This is a genomic window from Actinoplanes sp. KI2, assembly GCF_025630775.1.
GTDB lineage: Bacteria > Actinomycetota > Actinomycetes > Mycobacteriales > Micromonosporaceae > Actinoplanes.
In genome coordinates, this window is record NZ_JAOSZE010000002.1 from 321955 (window position 1) to 339931 (window position 17977).

The 17977-nt window shown below is 72.0% G+C and carries 15 protein-coding genes; 8 read left to right on the forward strand and 7 right to left on the reverse strand.

The window, feature by feature from the left end; genetic code table 11:
- Positions 1 to 226: 226 nt before the first annotated feature.
- Positions 227 to 1573 (reverse strand): M20/M25/M40 family metallo-hydrolase, encoded by a 1347-nt coding sequence (locus ODJ79_RS03270; protein ID WP_263021784.1) that lies wholly within the window; start codon positions 1571 to 1573, stop codon positions 227 to 229.
- 139 nt (positions 1574 to 1712) lie between these two features.
- Here ODJ79_RS03270 and ODJ79_RS03275 point away from each other — a divergent pair, with 139 nt between their 5' ends.
- The 3 genes from ODJ79_RS03275 (at position 1713) to ODJ79_RS03285 (ending at position 5475) form a co-directional block, all read left to right on the forward strand.
- The gene (locus ODJ79_RS03275) at positions 1713 to 3116 is read left to right on the forward strand and encodes an anaerobic C4-dicarboxylate transporter family protein (RefSeq protein ID WP_263021785.1); all 1404 of its coding nucleotides are present in this window, start codon (positions 1713 to 1715) and stop codon (positions 3114 to 3116) included.
- 13 nt (positions 3117 to 3129) lie between these two features.
- Positions 3130 to 4464, forward strand: coding sequence for a M20/M25/M40 family metallo-hydrolase (locus ODJ79_RS03280; RefSeq protein ID WP_263021786.1), 1335 nt, complete (start codon positions 3130 to 3132; stop codon positions 4462 to 4464).
- Positions 4465 to 4530: 66 nt separating this feature from the next.
- On the forward strand, positions 4531 to 5475 hold the full coding sequence (locus ODJ79_RS03285) for a hypothetical protein (protein WP_263021787.1): 945 nt from the start codon (positions 4531 to 4533) through the stop codon (positions 5473 to 5475).
- A 73-nt stretch (positions 5476 to 5548) separates the two neighbouring features.
- Here the strand turns inward: ODJ79_RS03285 and ODJ79_RS03290 are convergent, their stop codons facing one another.
- From ODJ79_RS03290 to ppdK, 4 genes are all read right to left on the reverse strand, one after another.
- Positions 5549 to 6388, reverse strand: coding sequence for a class I SAM-dependent methyltransferase (locus tag ODJ79_RS03290; protein ID WP_263021788.1), 840 nt, complete (start codon positions 6386 to 6388; stop codon positions 5549 to 5551).
- A 57-nt stretch (positions 6389 to 6445) separates the two neighbouring features.
- Positions 6446 to 7345, reverse strand: a complete 900-nt coding sequence (locus tag ODJ79_RS03295; protein WP_263021789.1) for an L-histidine N(alpha)-methyltransferase — start codon at positions 7343 to 7345, stop codon at positions 6446 to 6448.
- An 82-nt stretch (positions 7346 to 7427) separates the two neighbouring features.
- The gene (locus tag ODJ79_RS03300; RefSeq protein ID WP_263021790.1) at positions 7428 to 7835 is read right to left on the reverse strand and encodes a VOC family protein; all 408 of its coding nucleotides are present in this window, start codon (positions 7833 to 7835) and stop codon (positions 7428 to 7430) included.
- A 111-nt stretch (positions 7836 to 7946) separates the two neighbouring features.
- A complete protein-coding gene (ppdK, locus tag ODJ79_RS03305) occupies positions 7947 to 10628 on the reverse strand; it encodes a pyruvate, phosphate dikinase (RefSeq protein WP_263021791.1) in 2682 nt (893 codons plus the stop codon).
- 188 nt (positions 10629 to 10816) lie between these two features.
- On the opposite strand from ppdK, the gene ODJ79_RS03310 reads away from it, so the two are divergent.
- Together ODJ79_RS03310 and ODJ79_RS03315 are read left to right on the forward strand one after the other, a co-directional pair.
- Complete coding sequence (locus tag ODJ79_RS03310; RefSeq protein WP_263021792.1) at positions 10817 to 11284, forward strand: hypothetical protein; 468 nt, start codon at positions 10817 to 10819, stop codon at positions 11282 to 11284.
- Entirely contained in the window at positions 11281 to 12324 is a 1044-nt protein-coding gene (locus ODJ79_RS03315) for an MAB_1171c family putative transporter (RefSeq protein WP_263021793.1), read from the forward strand. The genes ODJ79_RS03310 and ODJ79_RS03315 overlap by 4 nt, the downstream gene beginning before the upstream one ends.
- Here ODJ79_RS03315 and ODJ79_RS03320 read toward each other — a convergent pair.
- Together ODJ79_RS03320 and ODJ79_RS03325 are read right to left on the reverse strand one after the other, a co-directional pair.
- Positions 12275 to 12679 (reverse strand): helix-turn-helix domain-containing protein, encoded by a 405-nt coding sequence (locus ODJ79_RS03320; RefSeq protein ID WP_263021794.1) that lies wholly within the window; start codon positions 12677 to 12679, stop codon positions 12275 to 12277. The genes ODJ79_RS03315 and ODJ79_RS03320 overlap by 50 nt on opposite strands.
- 325 nt (positions 12680 to 13004) lie before the next feature.
- On the reverse strand, positions 13005 to 13709 hold the full coding sequence (locus tag ODJ79_RS03325; RefSeq protein ID WP_263021795.1) for a hypothetical protein: 705 nt from the start codon (positions 13707 to 13709) through the stop codon (positions 13005 to 13007).
- 109 nt (positions 13710 to 13818) lie between these two features.
- Between ODJ79_RS03325 and ODJ79_RS03330 the strand changes: the two genes are divergently transcribed.
- Genes ODJ79_RS03330 through ODJ79_RS03340 form a run of 3 tightly spaced genes read left to right on the forward strand, consistent with a single transcriptional unit; the run spans position 13819 to position 17755 of the window.
- Positions 13819 to 15270 (forward strand): FAD-linked oxidase C-terminal domain-containing protein, encoded by a 1452-nt coding sequence (locus ODJ79_RS03330; RefSeq protein ID WP_263021796.1) that lies wholly within the window; start codon positions 13819 to 13821, stop codon positions 15268 to 15270.
- The gene (locus ODJ79_RS03335) at positions 15270 to 16388 is read left to right on the forward strand and encodes an FAD-binding oxidoreductase (protein ID WP_263021797.1); all 1119 of its coding nucleotides are present in this window, start codon (positions 15270 to 15272) and stop codon (positions 16386 to 16388) included. The genes ODJ79_RS03330 and ODJ79_RS03335 overlap by 1 nt, the downstream gene beginning before the upstream one ends.
- Positions 16388 to 17755 (forward strand): (Fe-S)-binding protein, encoded by a 1368-nt coding sequence (locus ODJ79_RS03340; RefSeq protein WP_263021798.1) that lies wholly within the window; start codon positions 16388 to 16390, stop codon positions 17753 to 17755. Before ODJ79_RS03335 ends, ODJ79_RS03340 begins: the two co-directional genes overlap by 1 nt.
- Positions 17756 to 17977: the final 222 nt, after the last annotated feature.

Sequence of the window (17977 nt, forward strand, 5' to 3'; positions counted from 1 at the left end):
CGCGCCGCCCGACCGCCGGGCCGCCTGACCGCCGGGCCGCCTGACCGCCGGGCCGCCTGACCGCCGGGCCGCCTGACCGCCGGGCCGCCTGACCGCCGGGCCGCCGCGCCGCCCGACCGCCGGGCTGCCTGACCGCCGGGCCGCCTGACCGCCGGGCCGCCTGACCGCCGGGCCGCCTGACCGCCGGGCCGCCCGGCCGCCTGACCGCCCGGCCGGGCGGCGATGCCTATGCGGTCCGGCCGGGCTGGGCGGCCAGTTCTTCGATCAGGCCGACCTGGGCGACGATCAGCTTCTCGATCTCGCTCGGGTCGACGCTCTCGTCGGACGCGTGGATGCGCGACGCCGCGACGTCCTCCGGTCCCCAGAGGATGAACTCCGCCCGCGGCGCGACCTCGTGCAGCGTGCCGAGCAGCGGGATCGACGCGCCGTTGCCGGCCTCCTCGACCGGCTTGCCGAACGCCTCTTCCAGGGCGCGGCGGGCGGCGGCGTAGCCGGGTCCGTCGGTGCGGCAGGCGAAGGGCGGCGCGGCCTTGGTGCGTTCGACCTCGACGTGTGCGCCCCACGGTGCGTGGCTGCGCAGGTGTGCCTCCAGCGCGTCCAGTTCCTTGGACGGGTCGGAGCCGGGCACGATGCGCATCGACAGCTTGGCGCGGGCCTGCGGGATGAGCACGTTGGACGAGCCGGCGACGCTGGTCATGTCGACCCCGATCGCGCTGATCGACGGCTCCGCCCACAGCCGCCGGGCCAAGCTGCCCGACCCGGCCAGCCCGACGCCGTCGAGCAGGTCCGCACTGGCCCGGAACTCCTCCTCGTCCAGCTCGCCGCCGGTCCACGGGTTGCGGGACACCCCGGCCACCGCGACGTTCCCCGCCTCGTCGTGCAGCGTCGACAGCAGCCGGGCCAGGGCCATCATCGCATCCGGTGCCGGGCCGCCGAAGACACCGGAGTGCAGCGGGTGCTGCAGGGTACCGACCGTGACCACGCACGCCACGTCACCGCGCAGGACGGTGGTGAGCACCGGGTCGCCGACCCGCAGGTTGCCCATGTCGCAGACCACGAAGACGTCACAGGCGAACAGCTCCGGGTGGGCCAGGACGAAGGCGGGCAGGTTGCTCTCCGTCTCCTCCATGCCTTCCACCACCAGCCGTACGGTGCACGGCGGCCGGCCCTCGAAGATGCGCATGGTGCCCAGGTGGGCGACCAGTCCGCCCTTGTCGTCGGCGGCACCGCGCCCGTAGATGCGCCCGTTCTTGTGGGTCGCGGTCCACGGGTCGCTCGTCCAGCCCTGCGACTCGGGGGCGGGCTGCACGTCGTAGTGGGCGTACAGCATGACCACCGGGGAGCCGGGCGGGCCTGGCACCTCGGCGTAGATCGGCGGGTAGCCGCTCGGCACCGGCATCAGCTCGGCGTTGGTGAATCCCGCCGCTCGCACGAGGTCGAGGGCCTGGTGGCCCATCCGCTCGACCGGCTCGGCCGGATACCCCGGGAACGCGACCGACGGGATGGCGACCAGCCGCTCCAGACTCTCCACCAACGACGGCATCATCGCCGCCACTCGCTCCCGCGTACCCATGAAGATCCTCCGTCCTCGAGCCCGACTCCATTGCCGCAGCGAGCGTTGACGATCACCTCATCCTTTCCGGATGACGCCCGTGACCAGTGCCGAATGCGAATCTCCCCACCACACACCACCGCGTGAGGGGTAACCGGTCATGAGCGCAAAATTCGTTCTCGAGGCCCTGGTCGTCCTCGGGTGCATCGTGATGGGCACCCGCTCCAGCGGCGTGGGTGTCGGTGTCTGGGGCGGCCTCGGCACGTTCGTCCTGGTCTTCATCTTCCGCGAGGCGCCGGGCGAGCCGCCCGCGGGCGCGGTGGCGATCATCCTGGCCGTGGTGACGGCGGCCGCGATGATGCAGGCGGCCGGGGGCATCGACTGGATGGTGAAGGTCGCCGCGAAGGTGATCGAGGCGCATCCGCGGCAGATCACCCTGATCGCGCCGCTGACCGCCTTCGCCTTCTCGATCGGCGCGGGCACCAGCAACATCCTGTATCCGCTGCTGCCGGTCATCTACGACGTGTCGTACCGCAACGGGATCCGGCCGTCGCGGCCGCTGTCGGTCAGCGTCGTGCAGTCCGGCGTCGCCCTCGCCGCCTCGCCGGTGTCCGCCGCGATGGCCGCGATGCTGACGCTGACCGACACCGAGCAGTACAACTTCGGCCTCACCCAGATCCTCGCCGTCACCATCCCGGCCTGTCTCGCGGGCATCGTGGTGACCGCGCTGGTGGCCAACCGGATGGGCAAGGAGCTGGCCGAGGACCCCGAGGTGCAGGAGAAGGTGGCGGCCGGCCTGATCCCGGCGCCCGGCCGGGCGCGTACGGCCGTCAAGCAGCCGGTGACCGGCGCGGCCGGCACCGGTACGGACGCGCCCGAGGAGGCCGCCTCGGCCCACCTGACCGCCACCAAGGAGGGCCGCAACGCCGCGGTCGCCTTCCTCATCGGCGTGCTGGTGATCGTGCTCCTCGGTCTCTTCCCCGACCTGCGCCCCTCCTTCGAGTCGGACGGCAAGTCGACCCCGCTGGACATGACCAGCACCATCGTCATGGTGATGTTCGTGGCCGCGGTCGCGATCATCTTCCTCGGCAAGCCCGAGGTGAAGAAGGTCCCGGAGATGTCGGTCTTCAAGGCCGGCATGATGTCGGCGATCGCCCTCTTCGGTATCGCCTGGATGACGTCGACCTTCATCGAGGCGCACGAGACGTTCATCGTGGACACCGTCGGCGGCTGGGTGAACGACTACCGGTTCATCTTCGCGCTCGCCGTCTTCCTGGTCGCCGCGCTGACCACCAGCCAGTCGACCGCCACCCGGACGATGGTCCCGATCGGCCTCGCCGCCGGGCTGGCACCCGGGCTGGTCACCGGCATGTGGGCCGGCGCGATCGGCGGCGTGTACGCGCTGCCGACCGGCGGCCCGCAGATCGCCGCGGCCAACTTCGACCTCTCCGGCACGACCAAGCTGGGCACCAAGCTGTTCGACCACAGCTACTTCGTCCCGATGCTGGTGCTCTCGTTCACCACCGTGGTGGTGGGCGCGGTCATCGGCGCCGTGTTCTTCTGAGGAAAGGCCTGCCATGGACATCCCGAACAAGGTGGCGGCGCTGATGCCGTCGTTGGTGGCCGACCTCGAGCGGCTGGTCGCCATCCCGTCGGTCGCGTTCCCGGGGTATCCGGCCGAGCCGGTCGAGCGGATGGCTCACGAGACCCTGGAACTGGTACGGGCGGCGGGATTCACCAACGCCGAGCTGATGCCGGTGCCGAGCGGCTACCCGCCGATCTACGCCGAGGTGCCGGGCCCGCCCGGCTCCCCGGTGGTCATGCTGTACGCCCACTACGACGTGCAGCCCGCCCCGGAGAGCCAGGGCTGGACGAGCGACCCGTGGACCGCGACCCACAAGAACGGGCGCATCTACGGGCGCGGTGCCGCCGACGACAAGGGCGGACTGGTCGCCCACCTGGGCACCATGCGCGTGTTCGACGGGCAGCCGCCCTGCACCGTACGGCTGATCCTGGAAGGCATGGAGGAGACGGAGAGCAACCTGCCCGCCTTCGTCGAGGCCCACCCGGAGCTGTTCGCCTGCGATCTCTTCGTCATCTGCGACACCGGCAACCTGCGGGTGGCCGAGCCGGTCTTCACCACCGTCCTGCGCGGTGACGTGGCGTGCGTGGTCACGGTCGGCACCCTGCAGCACCCGCTGCACTCCGGTGTCTTCGGCGGCCCGGCACCGGACGCGATGATGGCCCTGGCCCGGCTGCTGTCCACGCTGCACGACGACGAGGGCAACGTGACCGTGGACGGCGCGTCGACCGGGGTCTGGGACGGGGCGGACTTCGGCGAGGACGAGTTCCGGGCGAGCGCCGACCTGCTCGACGGCGTCCGGCTGGCCGGTTCCGGCCCGGTCAGCCGCCGCCTCTGGGCCCGGCCGTCGGTGAACGCGATCGGGGTCGACATGACCAGCGTCGCCGGCTCGTCCAACGTGCTCATCCCGCAGGCCCGCGCCAAGCTGTCGATGCGCATCGTGCCCGGCTCCGACCCGTCCAAGGAACTCGACGCGCTCGAGGCACACCTGCGCAGCCACGCACCGTGGGGCGCACACGTCGAGGTCGAACGCACCAAGGCCGCGCCGCCCTTCGCCTGCCGCACCGACGGACCCGGCTACGCCGCCGCCCGCCGCGCCCTCGAAGAGGCGTTCGGCAAGGCGCCCGGCGAGGCCGGCAACGGCGGGTCCATCCCCCTGCTGCGCTACCTGCAGAACGCTGCCCCGGAGGCCGAGTTCCTGCTGTGGGGCGTCTCGGACATCGCGGCCTCCCGCATCCACGGCTCGGACGAGAGCGTCGATCCGGCCGAGCTGCAGCGCATGATCGTCGCCCAGTCCCTGCTGCTGAGGAACATCGCCTCCGGGGAGTGACCGAACACCGTCATTTGTGCGAGGCTGTCCGGAAACTGAACGGACCTGCCACCGTGGAGTGACGGTTTGCGCTTCTTCAACAAGACCCGGACGCTCGGGCTCGCCGCGTCGCTGACCGTCGGACTGATCGCCTGGGTGATCAGTGGTGACGCCATCAACGCCCTGATCGTCGCGGTGCTCGGCGAGATCATCGCCCTGCTGATCGACCTGCACCTCACGGTGACCGGCGAACTGGAGGACTTCAAGCGGGCCGATGCGCTCCGCTCGGCGCTGCCGGCCCGCGGCCCCAACAAACCCGACCTCGAGGCGTACGTGGCGAACTACGCCACCGTCACCAAGAACGGCAACGCGCTGCTCGCCGCGTACGCGGAGGAACGGATGCTGGAAGCGGTCGAGGAGATGCACAACCTCGCCGAGGGCCACATGGAGATCGGCCCCGAGCAGTTGCAGGAGAAGGGCGCGCAGATCCTGCGGAACCTGAAGGTCGGCGGGTTCGCCACCGCGCTCGGCCACCTCTACGACTTCTGGCTGCTGGAGGAGCAGGACAACGCCGCCGTGAACCCCGCGGTGGCGGACGACGACGACGCGGCCACCGACGCGGCCAGGCGCGACTACCAGCGGCAGAGCCTGGAGGCGGTGCAGACCCGCAAGGTGCCGATCACCCGGGTGTTCCTCCTCGAAAGCCGTGAGGTGAGGCTGCCGGCCGAGTTCTTCCGGCTGATCGACGACCAGGCCCGGGCCGGCGTGGTGGTGCTGGTGGCCTACGTGGACCGGATCCCGGAGAACCTGGTCGAGGACTTCGCCATCTGGGACGACAAGCTGGTCGCCCGGGTCAGCTGGAAGCCGCGCCCGGTGGTGGCGCCGAACGGTGAGAAGATCGTCACCTCGACGGTCGGCAAGACGGCGTACCACACCACGCCGGGCGAGTTGCAGCGCGCCCGCCGCCAGCGCGACGAACTGCTGCGGCACGCGGTCAGATGGGCCGAGGTGCGCTCCCGCCACACCAGCTAGCGATGCCGGCGCAACCAGCGGCGCTGTCGGCGCACCAGCTGTCGCTCCCGGCACACCGGCGGGAACGGCGCGGTCAGGCCGGCCTCTCGGCGACCAGGCGCAGGTACCGCGTGGGGGCGAACTCGCCGGGGACCACCGCGATCGCCTCGTGCACGATCGTGAAACCGGCCGCCTCGAACAGGCGCCGGATGCTCTCCTCGGAGCCCAGGTTCGCGCTGGTCATCTTGTCGGCGTAGACGCCGGCCGCGGCCACCAGGTCGGCCGTGCCGAGCTTGCCGTGCGCGGCCGAGCCGTCCAGCCGCTGCCGGAACCGCTCGGCGAACCGGGCCCGCCCGCGAGCCTCGCCGGTGGCGTCGAACTCGGAGCCGGAGTGGATCCGCACGGTGGTGACGACCCGGCCGCCCGGGGCGAGCGCGGCGAACCACTTCTTCGCGACGATCGCCGCGTCGGCCGGCGCGAAGCGGGTGAGCAGCGCGTCCGACACGATCACCGTGGCGTCGGTGACCGGCAGATCGTCGCGCAGCAGGTCGCCCTGCCGGGCGGTCAGCGGGACGCCGGCGCGCCGGGCGTACCACTCCGAGGCGTCGAGCGGGGTGCGGCACTGGTCGAGGACGATCACCTCACCGCCGGCCTCGATCGCGTACGCCACCATGGAGAAGTCGGCGGTGCCGGAGACCAGGACCCGGCCGCCGGGGTCGCGCGGCAGCCAGGTGCGGTAGAAGTCGTGGTGCCAGGTCGGCGAGCTGACCATGTCGACCTCGCGCAGGAACGGCCAGACGCCGTGGTACCAGGCGCAGGAGACGGCGTCGACGGGGCCGTGCGAGCAGGAGGCCGGGCTCAGCGAGGAGACGGTGGCGCACCACTCCGCGACGCTCGCACGCAACTCCGCGAGAAACGCGGGCGCAGAGCTCACGGTCAACGGACTTCGCCTCCCGAGCCTCCCGGCCAGCCGCCCTGGCCTCTCCAAATGCTACTCGTCCGGGTCGGCGGCGACCGCGCCGACGATCAAACGCCCCGCCGTGTCGTCCAGTTGTAGACGGTCGGTGGACCAGCCGCCATCCGCCAACAGGCCAACCACCTCGGCGGCCTGGAACCGGCGGGAGCGGAAGCACCGGACCCGCTCCCCCGCCGCCAGTTCGGCGTCGTCGAGAGTGACAGCCGTCCGCAACACCGCGTCCACCACCACCTCGTCGTTCTCGTAGCCGAGCCGGTCGTCGATCGCGTCGGCCGGGACGCCGACGGCGAGCAGCGGCTCGAGCGCCGCCCGCCGGAAGGTCTCGTTCCGGTACGGCGCGAGGTAGTCCTCGGCCGTGGCGCCCGGAACCCGCGCGCTGAGGCCCAGCAGCAGACGGTCGCCGGGACGCAGGCTCTCCCGGATGTTGCGCAGCGTCGCCGGGACGTCCTCCACGTTGCCCAGCGTCTGGCCGAGGAACAGGACCACCACCGGCGAGGGACCCCGCCGCCAGTCGGCGATCGCGGTCGTCGGCCCCTGCTCGACGTCCCACAGCGCCGTGTCGGCCCGCACCCCGCCGGACCGCAGGCTCTGGGCGGCGATCCCCAGCAGCGTCCGGCTGAAGTCGAGACCGAGGTACCGCCCGTAGTGCCCGGCGGTGGCGAGCAGCGCGGCGCTGTGCCGGCCGTTCCCCGGGCCGATCTCGACGATCTGGTCGCCGGCGTGGCCGCGCAGGAACGAGGCCACCTCGCGCACCTCGTCCGAGCCGACCACGCTCGCGTAGGTCTCCAGCTGTGCGAGGGCGTCGTGCGTGTGGGCGGCACTGCCGGCGTACGCGTACTTGAGCGGAAGTTGACCTTTGGCGATGTACGCGATGATCTCGGCGCGATGCGAATCCGACTCGAGGAAGGTCGACACGCCGTCAGTCAAGAAGGACGACACGCCGCCAGTCAATCAGCCGGACGGGCCGGGCGGCGAGACCGCCCGGCCGCGAGCCGCGTCACGCGCCGACCACGTCGACCATCCACTGGACGCCGAACCTGTCGCGGCACTGGCCGTAGAGGTCGCCCCACATCTGCTTCTCGAACGGCATCATCACCTCGCCGCCGTCGGAGAGCTTTTCCCACGCCTCCTCGAGGCCCTCGCCGGGGTCGCCGCTGACGCTGACCGTGATGCTGTTGCCGGGGGTGAGCGTCATGCCGGGGCCGAGGTCGGACGCCATCAGGCGGTAGCCCTGGGGGGTGTCGAGGTTGGCGTGCATGACGAGGTCTTTCATCGCCGGGTCGGGGACACCGAACTCGCCGAACGTGTTGATCTTGAGCTCGCCGCCGAAGACCGACCGGTAGAACTCCATCGCCTGACGGGCCGTGCCGTCGAAGGTCAGGTACGGGTTGAGCTGAGACGCCATCACAGGCTCCTTTGCCGGCTGACTGTCGTTTCCAGCCCGACGCTAGACCTGCCCTACGACAAAAAGAGCCCTCCGGCGCAGACATCCACCGGAGGGCCCACGAACAATTCGTCAGCGGTGGTCGGAACCGGTCGATTCCACCGCGGCGCGACCGGCCTCGAGTCGCGCGACCGGCACCCGGAACGGCGAGCAGGACACGTAGTCGAGCCCCACCTCGTGGAAGAAGTGCACCGACTCCGGGTCGCCGCCGTGCTCGCCGCAGACACCCAGTTTCAGGCCGGGGCGGGCCGCGCGGCCCTCCTCGGCGGCGATCCGGACCAGCCGGCCGACCCCGTCCCGGTCGATCGACTCGAACGGGCTGATGCCGAAGATGCCCAGCTCCAGGTAGCGCCAGAAGAACGCGCCCTCGACGTCGTCCCGGGAGAAGCCCCAGCCCATCTGGGTGAGGTCGTTGGTGCCGAAGGAGAAGAACTCGGCCGCCTCGGCGATCTGGCCGGCGGTCAGCGCCGCCCGCGGCACCTCGATCATCGTGCCGATCAGCACCTCGACGCCCGAGTCGCCGACCACCTCCGCGATGATCTTCTCGGCCTCCGCGCGTACCGTCTCCAGCTCCTGGACGGCGCCGACCAGCGGCACCATGATCTCCGGCCGCGGGTGGCCGCCCTCGGCCGCGAGGGCGACCGCCGCCTCCGCGATCGCCCGGACCTGCATCGCGAACAGACCGGGAATGACCAGACCGAGGCGTACGCCACGCAGGCCGAGCATCGGGTTCTGCTCGTGCATCCGGCGCACCGCGGCCAGCATCCGCTCGTCGCGCTCGGACTCCTCGCCGCGCGCCTTCGCCACCGCGACCTGCACGGCGAGCTCCTCCAGCGAGGGCAGGAACTCGTGCAGCGGCGGGTCGATCAGCCGTACGGTGACCGGCAGGCCGTTCATCTCGCGGAAGATGTCCAGGAAGTCGGCCTTCTGCAGCGGCTGCAGGGCGGCGAGCGCGTCGTTGCGCTCGGTCGGGTTGTGCGCCAGGATCAGCCGCTCGACCAGCTCGCGGCGGTCGCCGAGGAACATGTGCTCGGTGCGGCAGAGGCCGATGCCCTGCGCGCCGAACCGCCGCGCCCGCGCGGCGTCGGCGCCGGTGTCGGCGTTGGTGCGCACCCTGAGCTTGGCCTTCTCGTCGGCGTGCGTCATGAGCAGGTGTACGGCCGCCACCAGCGGGTCGTTCGCGCGGGCCGGATCGAGGTCGCCCTCGAAGTACTGCACCACCTCGGACGGACGAACCGGCACCTCGCCGAGGTAGACCCGGCCGGTGGTGCCGTCGATCGAGATGGTGTCGCCCTCGCGGACCACGTGCCCGTCGACGGCGAACTGGTCGCGGCCGACCTCCATCTCGTCGGCGCCGCAGACGCAGGTCTTGCCCATGCCGCGGGCCACGACGGCGGCGTGCGAGGTCTTGCCGCCGCGGCTGGTCAGGATGCCCTGCGCCGCGATCATGCCGGGCAGGTCGTCCGGGTTGGTCTCCCGGCGTACGAGAATCACGTTCTTGCCCTCGGCCGCCCGGGCGACGGCGTGCGCGGAGGTGAAGACCACCTCGCCGAACGCCGCGCCCGGGGACGCGCCCACGCCGCGGGTGATCGGCTGCGGGTCGCCGGCCAGGTCGAAACGCGGGAACATCAGCTGGGCGAGCTGCGCGCCGCTGACCCGGGTGACCGCCTCGTCCAGATCGATCATGCCCTCGTCGACCAGCTGCGCGGCGATCGTGAACGCGGCGGCCGCGGTCCGCTTGCCGACCCGGGTCTGCAGCATCCACAGCTTGCCGCGCTCGATGGTGAACTCGATGTCGCACAGGTCGTGGTAGTGCCCCTCGAGGGTCGCCATGATGCCGAGCAGCTCGCCGTACGACTGCTGGTCGATCTTCTCGAGGTCGGCGAGCGGGAGCGTATTGCGGATGCCGGCCACCACGTCCTCGCCCTGCGCGTTCTGCAGGTAGTCGCCGTAGATGCCGCTCTCGCCGGTGGCCGGGTCGCGGGTGAACGCGACGCCGGTGCCCGAGTCGGGGCCGAGGTTGCCGAAGACCATGGCGACGACGTTGACCGCGGTGCCCAGGTCGGCCGGGATGCGCTCCTGGCGGCGGTAGAGGACGGCCCGGTCGGCGTTCCACGAGCGGAAGACCGCCTCGACCGCGAGGTCGAGCTGGTGCCGCGGATCCTGCGGGAAGTCGTGGCCGACGTGCTTGGTGAAGACCTTCTTGTACGCACCGACCAGCGCCTTGAGGTCGTCGGCGTCCAGCTGGAGGTCGTCCTTGACGCCCTTGGCCTGCTTGGCCTTGTGCAGCGCGTCCTCGAACTCCTCGCCGGGCACCTCGCACACGGTCTTGCCGAACATCTGGATCAGCCGGCGGTACGAGTCCCAGGCGAACCGGTCGTTGCCGCCGGCCTGGCGGGACAGCCCGGCCACCGACTCGTCGTTGAGCCCGACGTTGAGAACGGTCTCCATCATGCCGGGCATCGAGAACTTGGCCCCGGAGCGGACCGAGACGAGCAGCGGGTCGGCCGGGTCGCCGAGCTTGCGGCCCATCGCCTCCTCGAGCGCGGCGAGGTGCCGGTCGATCTCCTCGTCGAGACCGTCGACATGGGTGCCCTGGGCAAGGTAGCGCTGACATGCCTCGGTGGTGATCGTGAAGCCGGCCGGCACGGGCAGGCCGAGGTTGGTCATCTCGGCGAGATTGGCCCCCTTGCCGCCGAGCAGATCCTTCATGTCCTTGTTGCCCTCGGCGAAGTCGTAGACGTACTTCTCCATGCCGACCACCTCCGGTTTCGATTCCGCGGCCGAACTGGTTTCTGCCCCGAGATTCGTAAGGCTAAGCAGAGTTGGGCCGAATAGTTAACTACCGGGTGGGGTTTTCCACAACCTCCCGCAGCTCCCTGTTCGGGAAGCGCTCTCTTCGCGCAGTTCCGTGCAAAACCACCGCCGGGTAATCTGCGGCCATGCTAGGTCTGCGGTGGCGGAGCGAGCGGCGCCTGCGGGGCATCATGGTCCCCCGGCCGTTCGATCTCGACGCGTTCTGCGCCGAGGTCGCCGCCGGCCGCGGGCGCCCGCTGATCCGGCGCCCGGTCCCCGGGCTCTCCGCCGAGGCGCCGTGCGGCATGTGGATCGCCACCGATCGGGCCGACCACATCTTCTACGACCCGGGCACCTCGCCGCTGCACGCCGAGCACATCGTGCTGCACGAGCTCGCGCACATCCTGTGCGGTCACTCCGGCTCGGACGGCGCGGTCGCCCAGCTCTTCCCCGACCTCGACCCGGCCACCGTACGCCGGGTGCTGGGCCGGGCCGCCTACACCACCGAGCAGGAGCGGGAGGCCGAGATGCTGGCCTCGCTGATCGGCGGCCGCTCGGCACCGTCGCCGGGCACGATCGGCCCGCTGGCCGACGCCTTCGGCTTCCTCGAGTGAGCTTCGCCGTCGTACTGCTGGCCGTGCTGTGGGCGGCCACGATCGCCCGGCTGCCGACGCTGCTGCGCGACCGGCGGCAGCGGGCGATGTGGGCGTCCCTGTTCGCCGGGGCGCTGGCCGAGACGTCCATCTATCCGCCGGTGGCCCGGGCGGTCGGCCGGCCGATCCTGCCCTACCTGCTCGCCGACGTCTCGACGTTCGTGCTGCTGTGGTTCCTGGCCGTGCTGACCGGCCGGGGGATCCGGCGGTGGCAGTGGGCACTGACGGTCGTCGCGCTGGTCGCCCTGCTCGCCCTGGACGCCGCCGGGCCCTCGTCGGCCGCCGCGGTGGCGTTCTGGGTGGTGGTCGAGGGCTACCTCATAGCGGTGCTGACGAGCGGGACCGTGCTGTTCCTGTCGGTGGCCCGGGCGGCGCCGGCCGGGCTGCCGCGGCTCGGGCTGCGCACGATCGCGGCCGGCTGGTCGCTGATCTCCCTCGCCGCCGCCCTGACGACGGTGCCGATCGTGCTGGCCGATTTCGAGGAGGTGGCGACGCCCGCCCCGTACGTGCAGGGCGCCGGGACGCTGCTCGCGGTGGGCGGCGCGCTGGTTCCGGCCGGCCGACGGGCGCGCGTGGTGCTGGGCGAATACCGGTCGCTGCTCGTGCTGCGCCCGCTGTGGACCGCCATGCGGGACGCGTTTCCCGAGGTCATCCTGTTCTCGCCGGGCCGGGCCGTGGTGGAGATGGCGGGGGTCGACGAGGTGCGCCTGCGGCTGTACCGGCGGGTGATCGAGATCAGGGACGGAATGCTGGCGCTCCGCCCGTACCTCTGCGGTGGGGTGCCGGAGACGCCGCAAGCGGAAGCCGCGGCAATCGCGGAAGCACTGCGGCGTCGCGCCCGCGGCATCGCGCCCTGCGCCGAGTCGCCGGGATTTGCCCCGGTCGGGCCGGAGATGGCCGACGAGGTGGCGTGGCTGAGCCGGGTGAGCCGCGCCTACCGCCGGGGCACGGTCACACCGGCGGCTGCTCCGACTCCCAGACCTTCCGGATCAGCTCGCTGATCGTCTCGCGGCCGCGCGGCGACACGTCCGCGGCGCGCAACGCGATCTCGGTGACCCCGGCGTCGCGGATGCACCGCAGCAGGTGCAGCTGGGCGTCGACGCGCCGGGTCTGCTCGTCGTCCAGGAAGTACGACACCGGGACACCGAAGTAGGTCGCCAGGGCGGTCAGATGCTGGATAGTCGGGTTGTCCCGGCGGCCGGTGCGCAGCTGCCAGATGTAGGTGTGCGAGATCGGCACACCCTGCTGCGCGCGGATCGCCTCGGCGACCGCCACGTAGCTCGGCTCCGCCTGGCCCGGGGCGCGGACCTGACGGAACAAGCCGTCGAGCTTGGCGGCGATGGAGAAGGCGCCCACCACGCCCTCCTCCCCGCTTGCACTGCCTGCACCGACGCCCATGAGCAGGGACGCGCGACCCGCGCCCATGCACATCCCCCGATGTAGGACGTCATAAACTGTGGTTGATGAGGACGAGGAGAGCCTAAGGCACAGCCCATTGCGGCTCAAGCCCCGGTTCGGGGTCTTGCCATCGGGGGCGCTGCATTGTGGAGTCGGCTCGAACGATCCGGGGCTGTGCGCCACTGCGGGTCGGTGCCGTAGACGTTAGACGCCGCTGCGAATTCCACGGGGGAAGAACTCGCAACGGCGCACGCCGAACATTAGACGACCCGGGCAGGTCTGTCTATCCCACCCGCTGCACGACCGTGCCGACCAGCTTCTTCCAGTCGCTGTCGAAGCTCGCCGCCGGGCTCGCATTGTTCAACTGATAGATCGCGTACGCGTCGACGAGCACGACGTTCGACGTCTGGGCGACGGTCACGGCGGTGTCGGCGGTGCCCGGATGGGCGGCCTCGTAGCTCTTGTGCCGGATCACCACGAACCCCGTCCAGCCCTCCTCGTTGAGCGGGGTGACCGAGACGTTCTCGGTGTAGGCCGGCTCGTTGCGGTCGCTGGTCTTGGCCGCCGGCACGTTCACCGCCTTCTGGCAGCCGTCGGCGATGCCGCGCAGCCCGGCCAGCGCCGCGTCGGCGCCCGATTTGTTGCCGTAGACCAGGGCGATCTGCTCGAGCGTCTGGGCACCCTTCTCCCCCTCGTCGACCAGCGGCGCGGAGATGACCTCGCCGCCGGGCGGGGCCGGCGGCGCCGGGGTGGTGCCGCCGCAGATGCTGACCAGCGTCTCGGGGTCGGCGCTCTCGTCCGGCGCGGTCCAGGTCGGGCCGACGTCGGAGGCCTGCAGCAGGGCGCCCCGCATCGTGGTCGCCGAGATCAGCTGAGTCTGCCGGTCAGGCTGCTTGTCGTCGTCCTTGGAGTCGCTGCAGGCGGCCGTCACGGCGAGGGCACAGAAGGTGGCGACGGCGATGCGGGCGGCTCGGGCGGTCACGAACATCGGGCCATCTTTGCAGAAGATTCGCCCCTCGCCGACGCCGGTTTGCGGTTATCCACAGGCCGTCACCGGACCGTCGCGCTGGGCGGCCGGACGGGTTAGGTTCTTCCTCGTGAGCGCGATTCAGGAGTTGGCCGGCGAGCTGCGGGCGGCGCTCGGGCCGGCCCGGGTGATCACCGACCGGCAGGAGCTGCGGACCTACGAGTGCGACGGCCTCGCCCACTATCGGGTCGTTCCGGCCCTGGTGGCGCTGCCGCAAGACACCGCGCAGGTCGCTGCCGTGGTGCGGGCCTGCGTCGCCGCGGGGGTGCCGTTCGTGGCCCGCGGCTCGGGCACGGGCCTGTCCGGCGGCGCCCTCCCGCACGCCGACGGGGTGCTGATCGTCACCGCCCAGATGCGCCGGATCGTCGAGGTCGCGCCCGGCGACGAGCGGGCCGTGGTCGAGCCCGGGGTGATCAACTTGCAGGTCACCCGCGCCGCGACCCCGCACGGCTACTACTACGCGCCCGACCCCTCGAGCCAGCAGATCTGCTCGATCGGGGGCAACGTCGCGGAGAACTCCGGCGGCGCCCACTGCCTGAAGTACGGCTTCACCACCAACCACGTGACCGGCCTCGAGGTGGTCACCCCCGACGGCGAGGTCACCCGGCTCGGCGGGCGTGCGCTCGACACACCGGGGTACGACCTGCTCGGCGCGTTCGTCGGGTCGGAAGGGACGCTCGGGGTGGCCACCGAGGTCACCGTCAAACTGACCAGGCTGCCCGAGTCGGTGCGCACGCTCCTGGCCGCGTTCCGCGGCACCGACCAGGCCGGCGCCGCCACCTCGGCGATCATCGGGGCGGGCGTGGTGCCGGCCGCGATCGAGATGATGGATGCGCTCGCCATCGAGGCGGCCGAGGCCGCGGTGGCCTGCGGCTATCCCGACGGCGCCGGCGCGGTGCTGATCGTCGAGCTGGACGGGCCGGCCGCCGAGGTCGCCGCCCAGTTCGACGAGGTGACCGGGCTGTGCGAGGCCAACGGCGCCTTCGAGATCCGGATAGCGGCCGACGACGCCGAGCGGGCGCTGTTCTGGAAGGGGCGCAAGTCGGCGTTCGCCGCGGTCGGCCGGATCAGCCCCGACTACATCGTGCAGGACGGCGTGATCCCCCGGACGGCGCTGCCCGAGGTGCTGCGCCGCATCGACGAGCTGGCGGCGGCCCACGGCGTCCGGGTGGCCAACGTGTTCCACGCCGGCGACGGAAACCTCCATCCCCTCGTGCTCTTCGACGATGCCGTGGAGGGCGAGGCCGAGCGGGCCGAGGCGGCGTCCGGCGCGATCATCGACCTCTGCATCGAGTACGGCGGGTCGATCACCGGCGAGCACGGGGTGGGTGCGGACAAGGCGAAATACATGCCGCGCATGTTCACCGACGACGACCTCGACACGATGCAGCTGGTGCGGTGCGCCTTCGACCCGGACGGGCTGGCCAACCCGGGCAAGGTCTTCCCGACGCCGCGGCTGTGCGGCGAGCGGCCGGGCCGCCACCGCGGGGCGATGGAATACCAGGGCGCGGAGGTCTTCTGATGTCCGCACTGGACGAGCTGGCCCGGCCGGCCGGCGACGACGACGTGGTCGGCGGCGTGCCGGCCCGGCTGGTCGCGGCGCCGGCCGACACGGCCGAGGCGGCGGCGCTGATCGCCGCCGCGCAGGACCTGACCGTGGTGGTCCGCGGCGCGGGCACGAAGGTCGACTGGGGCGTCCCACCGCGGTCGCTGGATCTGATCATCGACACCCGGCGGCTGACCGGGGTGGTCGAGCACGCGGCCGGCGACCTGATCACCATCGTGCGGGCCGGGACGCCGCTGTCCGAGATCTCGCTGGGTGCGCAGGTCCTCGCGCTGGACGGACCGGTGGGTTCCACCGTCGGCGGGACGGTGGCGACCAACACCAGCGGTCCCCGGCGGCTGCATTACGGGAGCGTCCGTGACCTGCTGATCGGGATCACCGTGGTGCGGCCGGACGGGAAGGTCGCCAAGTCCGGCGGCAAGGTGGTGAAGAACGTGGCCGGCTACGACCTGGGCAAACTGTTCACCGGGTCGTACGGGACGCTCGGGCTGATCACCGAGTGCGCGTTCCGGTTGCATCCCCGGCCGCGGGCGACGGCGTACGTGCGGGCGCACGCGCCGGCCACGGACGCGGCGCGGGTGCTCGAGGCGCGGGTGGCGCCCACGGCGATCGAGGTCGACTCGGCGTCCGGCGAGCTGGCGGTGCTGCTGGAGGGGACCGCGGACGGGGTGCGGGAACGAGCCGCGGTGCTCGCCAAGCTGCTCGGCGGTGAGGTCGCCGAGGAGCCACCGGCGTGGTGGGGCGTGGACCCCTGGCCGGCCGACGGGATCGGGATGAAGCTGTCGGTGCCGTTGTCGCAGGTGCCGTCGCTGGTGGCAGGCGACGATCCGGTGCGCGGGTCGGCCGGGACCGGGGTGCTCTACGCGGCGGCTGACGGGATCACTCAGGTCGAGCGGCTGCGCGGCCTGTGCACCCGGCTCGGCGGGCATGCCGTGGTGTTGACGGCGCCCGCGGCCTCGCGGGACATTTTGGACATGTGGGGGCCGGTGCCGGGGCTGGCCCTGATGCGGCGGGTGAAGGACCAGTTCGACCCCGCGCACCGCTTCGCACCGGGTCGATTCGTGGGAGGCATTTAATGGTTGACGCCACGTGGGGCACCGGTGAGGCGCCACGCGACGTGCTCGGGCCGGTCAACGGCGGCGCGCCGGCCTTCGACGGTGACCATCCGCCGCGGAAGGAGCTGATCGCGGACTGCGTGCACTGCGGGTTCTGCCTGCCCACCTGCCCGACGTACGTGCTGTGGGGCGCGGAGGCGGATTCGCCGCGCGGGCGGATCTATCTGATGAACCAGGGGGTCAACGGCGAGCCGCTGAGCGACTCGATGGTCGAGCACTTCGACCACTGCCTGGGGTGCATGTCGTGCGTGACGGCGTGCCCGTCCGGGGTGCAGTACGACCGGCTGATCGAGGACACCCGGGCGCAGATCGAGCGGCGGCATCCGCGGACGGCCAAGGAGCGGGCCCTCCGGACGGCGATCTTCGCGCTGTTCCCCTATCCGCGGCGGCTTCGCCTGTTGCGCGGGCCGTTGCGGGCGTACCAGGCGTCCGGGTTGCAGAGGCTGGTGGCCCGCAGCGGGCTGCTCCCCCGGCTCGCGCCGACGCTGGCGACGCTCGACTCGCTGGCGCCCCGGCTGCGGAGCGTGCCCCGGCCGCCCCGGCGGATTCCGCCGCGCGGCCCCCGGCGCGCCGTCGTCGGCATGCTGACCGGGTGCGTGCAGAGCGCGTTCTTCCCCGACGTGAACTCGGCAACGGTCCGTGTCCTGGCCGCCGAGGGGTGCGAGGTGCTGATCCCGCCGACGCAGGGCTGTTGCGGGGCGTTGAGCGTCCACAACGGCCGCAAGGCCGAGGCGCAGCGCTTCGCCCGCCGCCTGATCGACACGTTCGAGCACACCGGCATGGACTTCTTCGTGGTCAACGCGGCCGGCTGCGGCTCGTCCCTGAAGGAGTACGACGCCCTGCTCGCCGACGACCCGGACTACGCGGCCCGGGCGGCGGCGTTCACGGCCAAGGTGCGCGACCTGGCCGAACTGCTCGACGAACTGGGCCCCGTCGCGACCCGGCACCCCCTGGAGGTGACGGTCGCCTACCACGACGCCTGCCACCTGGCACACGCCCAGGGCATCCGGGCCCAGCCGCGCACCCTGCTCCGCGGCATCCCCGGCCTGACGGTCAAGGAGATCCCCGACCCCGAGATCTGCTGCGGCTCAGCCGGCATCTGGAACGTCCTGAACCCCCAGCCGGCCGCCGACCTGGGCGACCGCAAGGCCACCAACGTCCTGTCCACCGGCGCCGCCCTGCTGGTCACCGCCAACCCAGGCTGCCTGATGCAGGTGGCAGCCGCCATCCACCGCCAGGGCGGCTCGATCGCCCTGGCCCACACCGCCCAGGTCCTCGACGCCTCAATCCGCGGCCTGGACACCCAGACACTCCTCACCCGCCGCTGAACACCACCCGCCCCTCCAGCGGCCACCCACTCGCCCTCACACCACGGCCGCCCTCACACCACGGCCGCCCTCACACCACGGCCGCCCTCACACCACGGCCGCCCTCACACCACGGCCGCCCTCACACCACGGCCGCCCTCACACCACGGCCGCCCTCACACCACGGCCGTCCCCGCACCACGGCCGTCCCCGCACCACGGCCGTCCCCGCACCACGGCCGTC

What these genes read in the sequence shown, in the direction of transcription:
- ODJ79_RS03270 (WP_263021784.1), bottom strand. Translation starts at nt 1,573, where the DNA reads ATGGGTACGCGGGAGCGAGTGGCGGCGATGATGCCGTCGTTGGTGGAG.
- ODJ79_RS03275 (WP_263021785.1), top strand. Translation starts at nt 1,713, where the DNA reads ATGAGCGCAAAATTCGTTCTCGAGGCCCTGGTCGTCCTCGGGTGCATC.
- ODJ79_RS03280 (WP_263021786.1), top strand. Translation starts at nt 3,130, where the DNA reads ATGGACATCCCGAACAAGGTGGCGGCGCTGATGCCGTCGTTGGTGGCC.
- ODJ79_RS03300 (WP_263021790.1), bottom strand. Translation starts at nt 7,835, where the DNA reads ATGGCGTCTCAGCTCAACCCGTACCTGACCTTCGACGGCACGGCCCGT.
- ppdK (WP_263021791.1), bottom strand. Translation starts at nt 10,628, where the DNA reads ATGGAGAAGTACGTCTACGACTTCGCCGAGGGCAACAAGGACATGAAG.
- ODJ79_RS03310 (WP_263021792.1), top strand. Translation starts at nt 10,817, where the DNA reads ATGCTAGGTCTGCGGTGGCGGAGCGAGCGGCGCCTGCGGGGCATCATG.
- ODJ79_RS03325 (WP_263021795.1), bottom strand. Translation starts at nt 13,709, where the DNA reads ATGTTCGTGACCGCCCGAGCCGCCCGCATCGCCGTCGCCACCTTCTGT.
- ODJ79_RS03335 (WP_263021797.1), top strand. Translation starts at nt 15,270, where the DNA reads ATGTCCGCACTGGACGAGCTGGCCCGGCCGGCCGGCGACGACGACGTG.
- ODJ79_RS03340 (WP_263021798.1), top strand. Translation starts at nt 16,388, where the DNA reads ATGGTTGACGCCACGTGGGGCACCGGTGAGGCGCCACGCGACGTGCTC.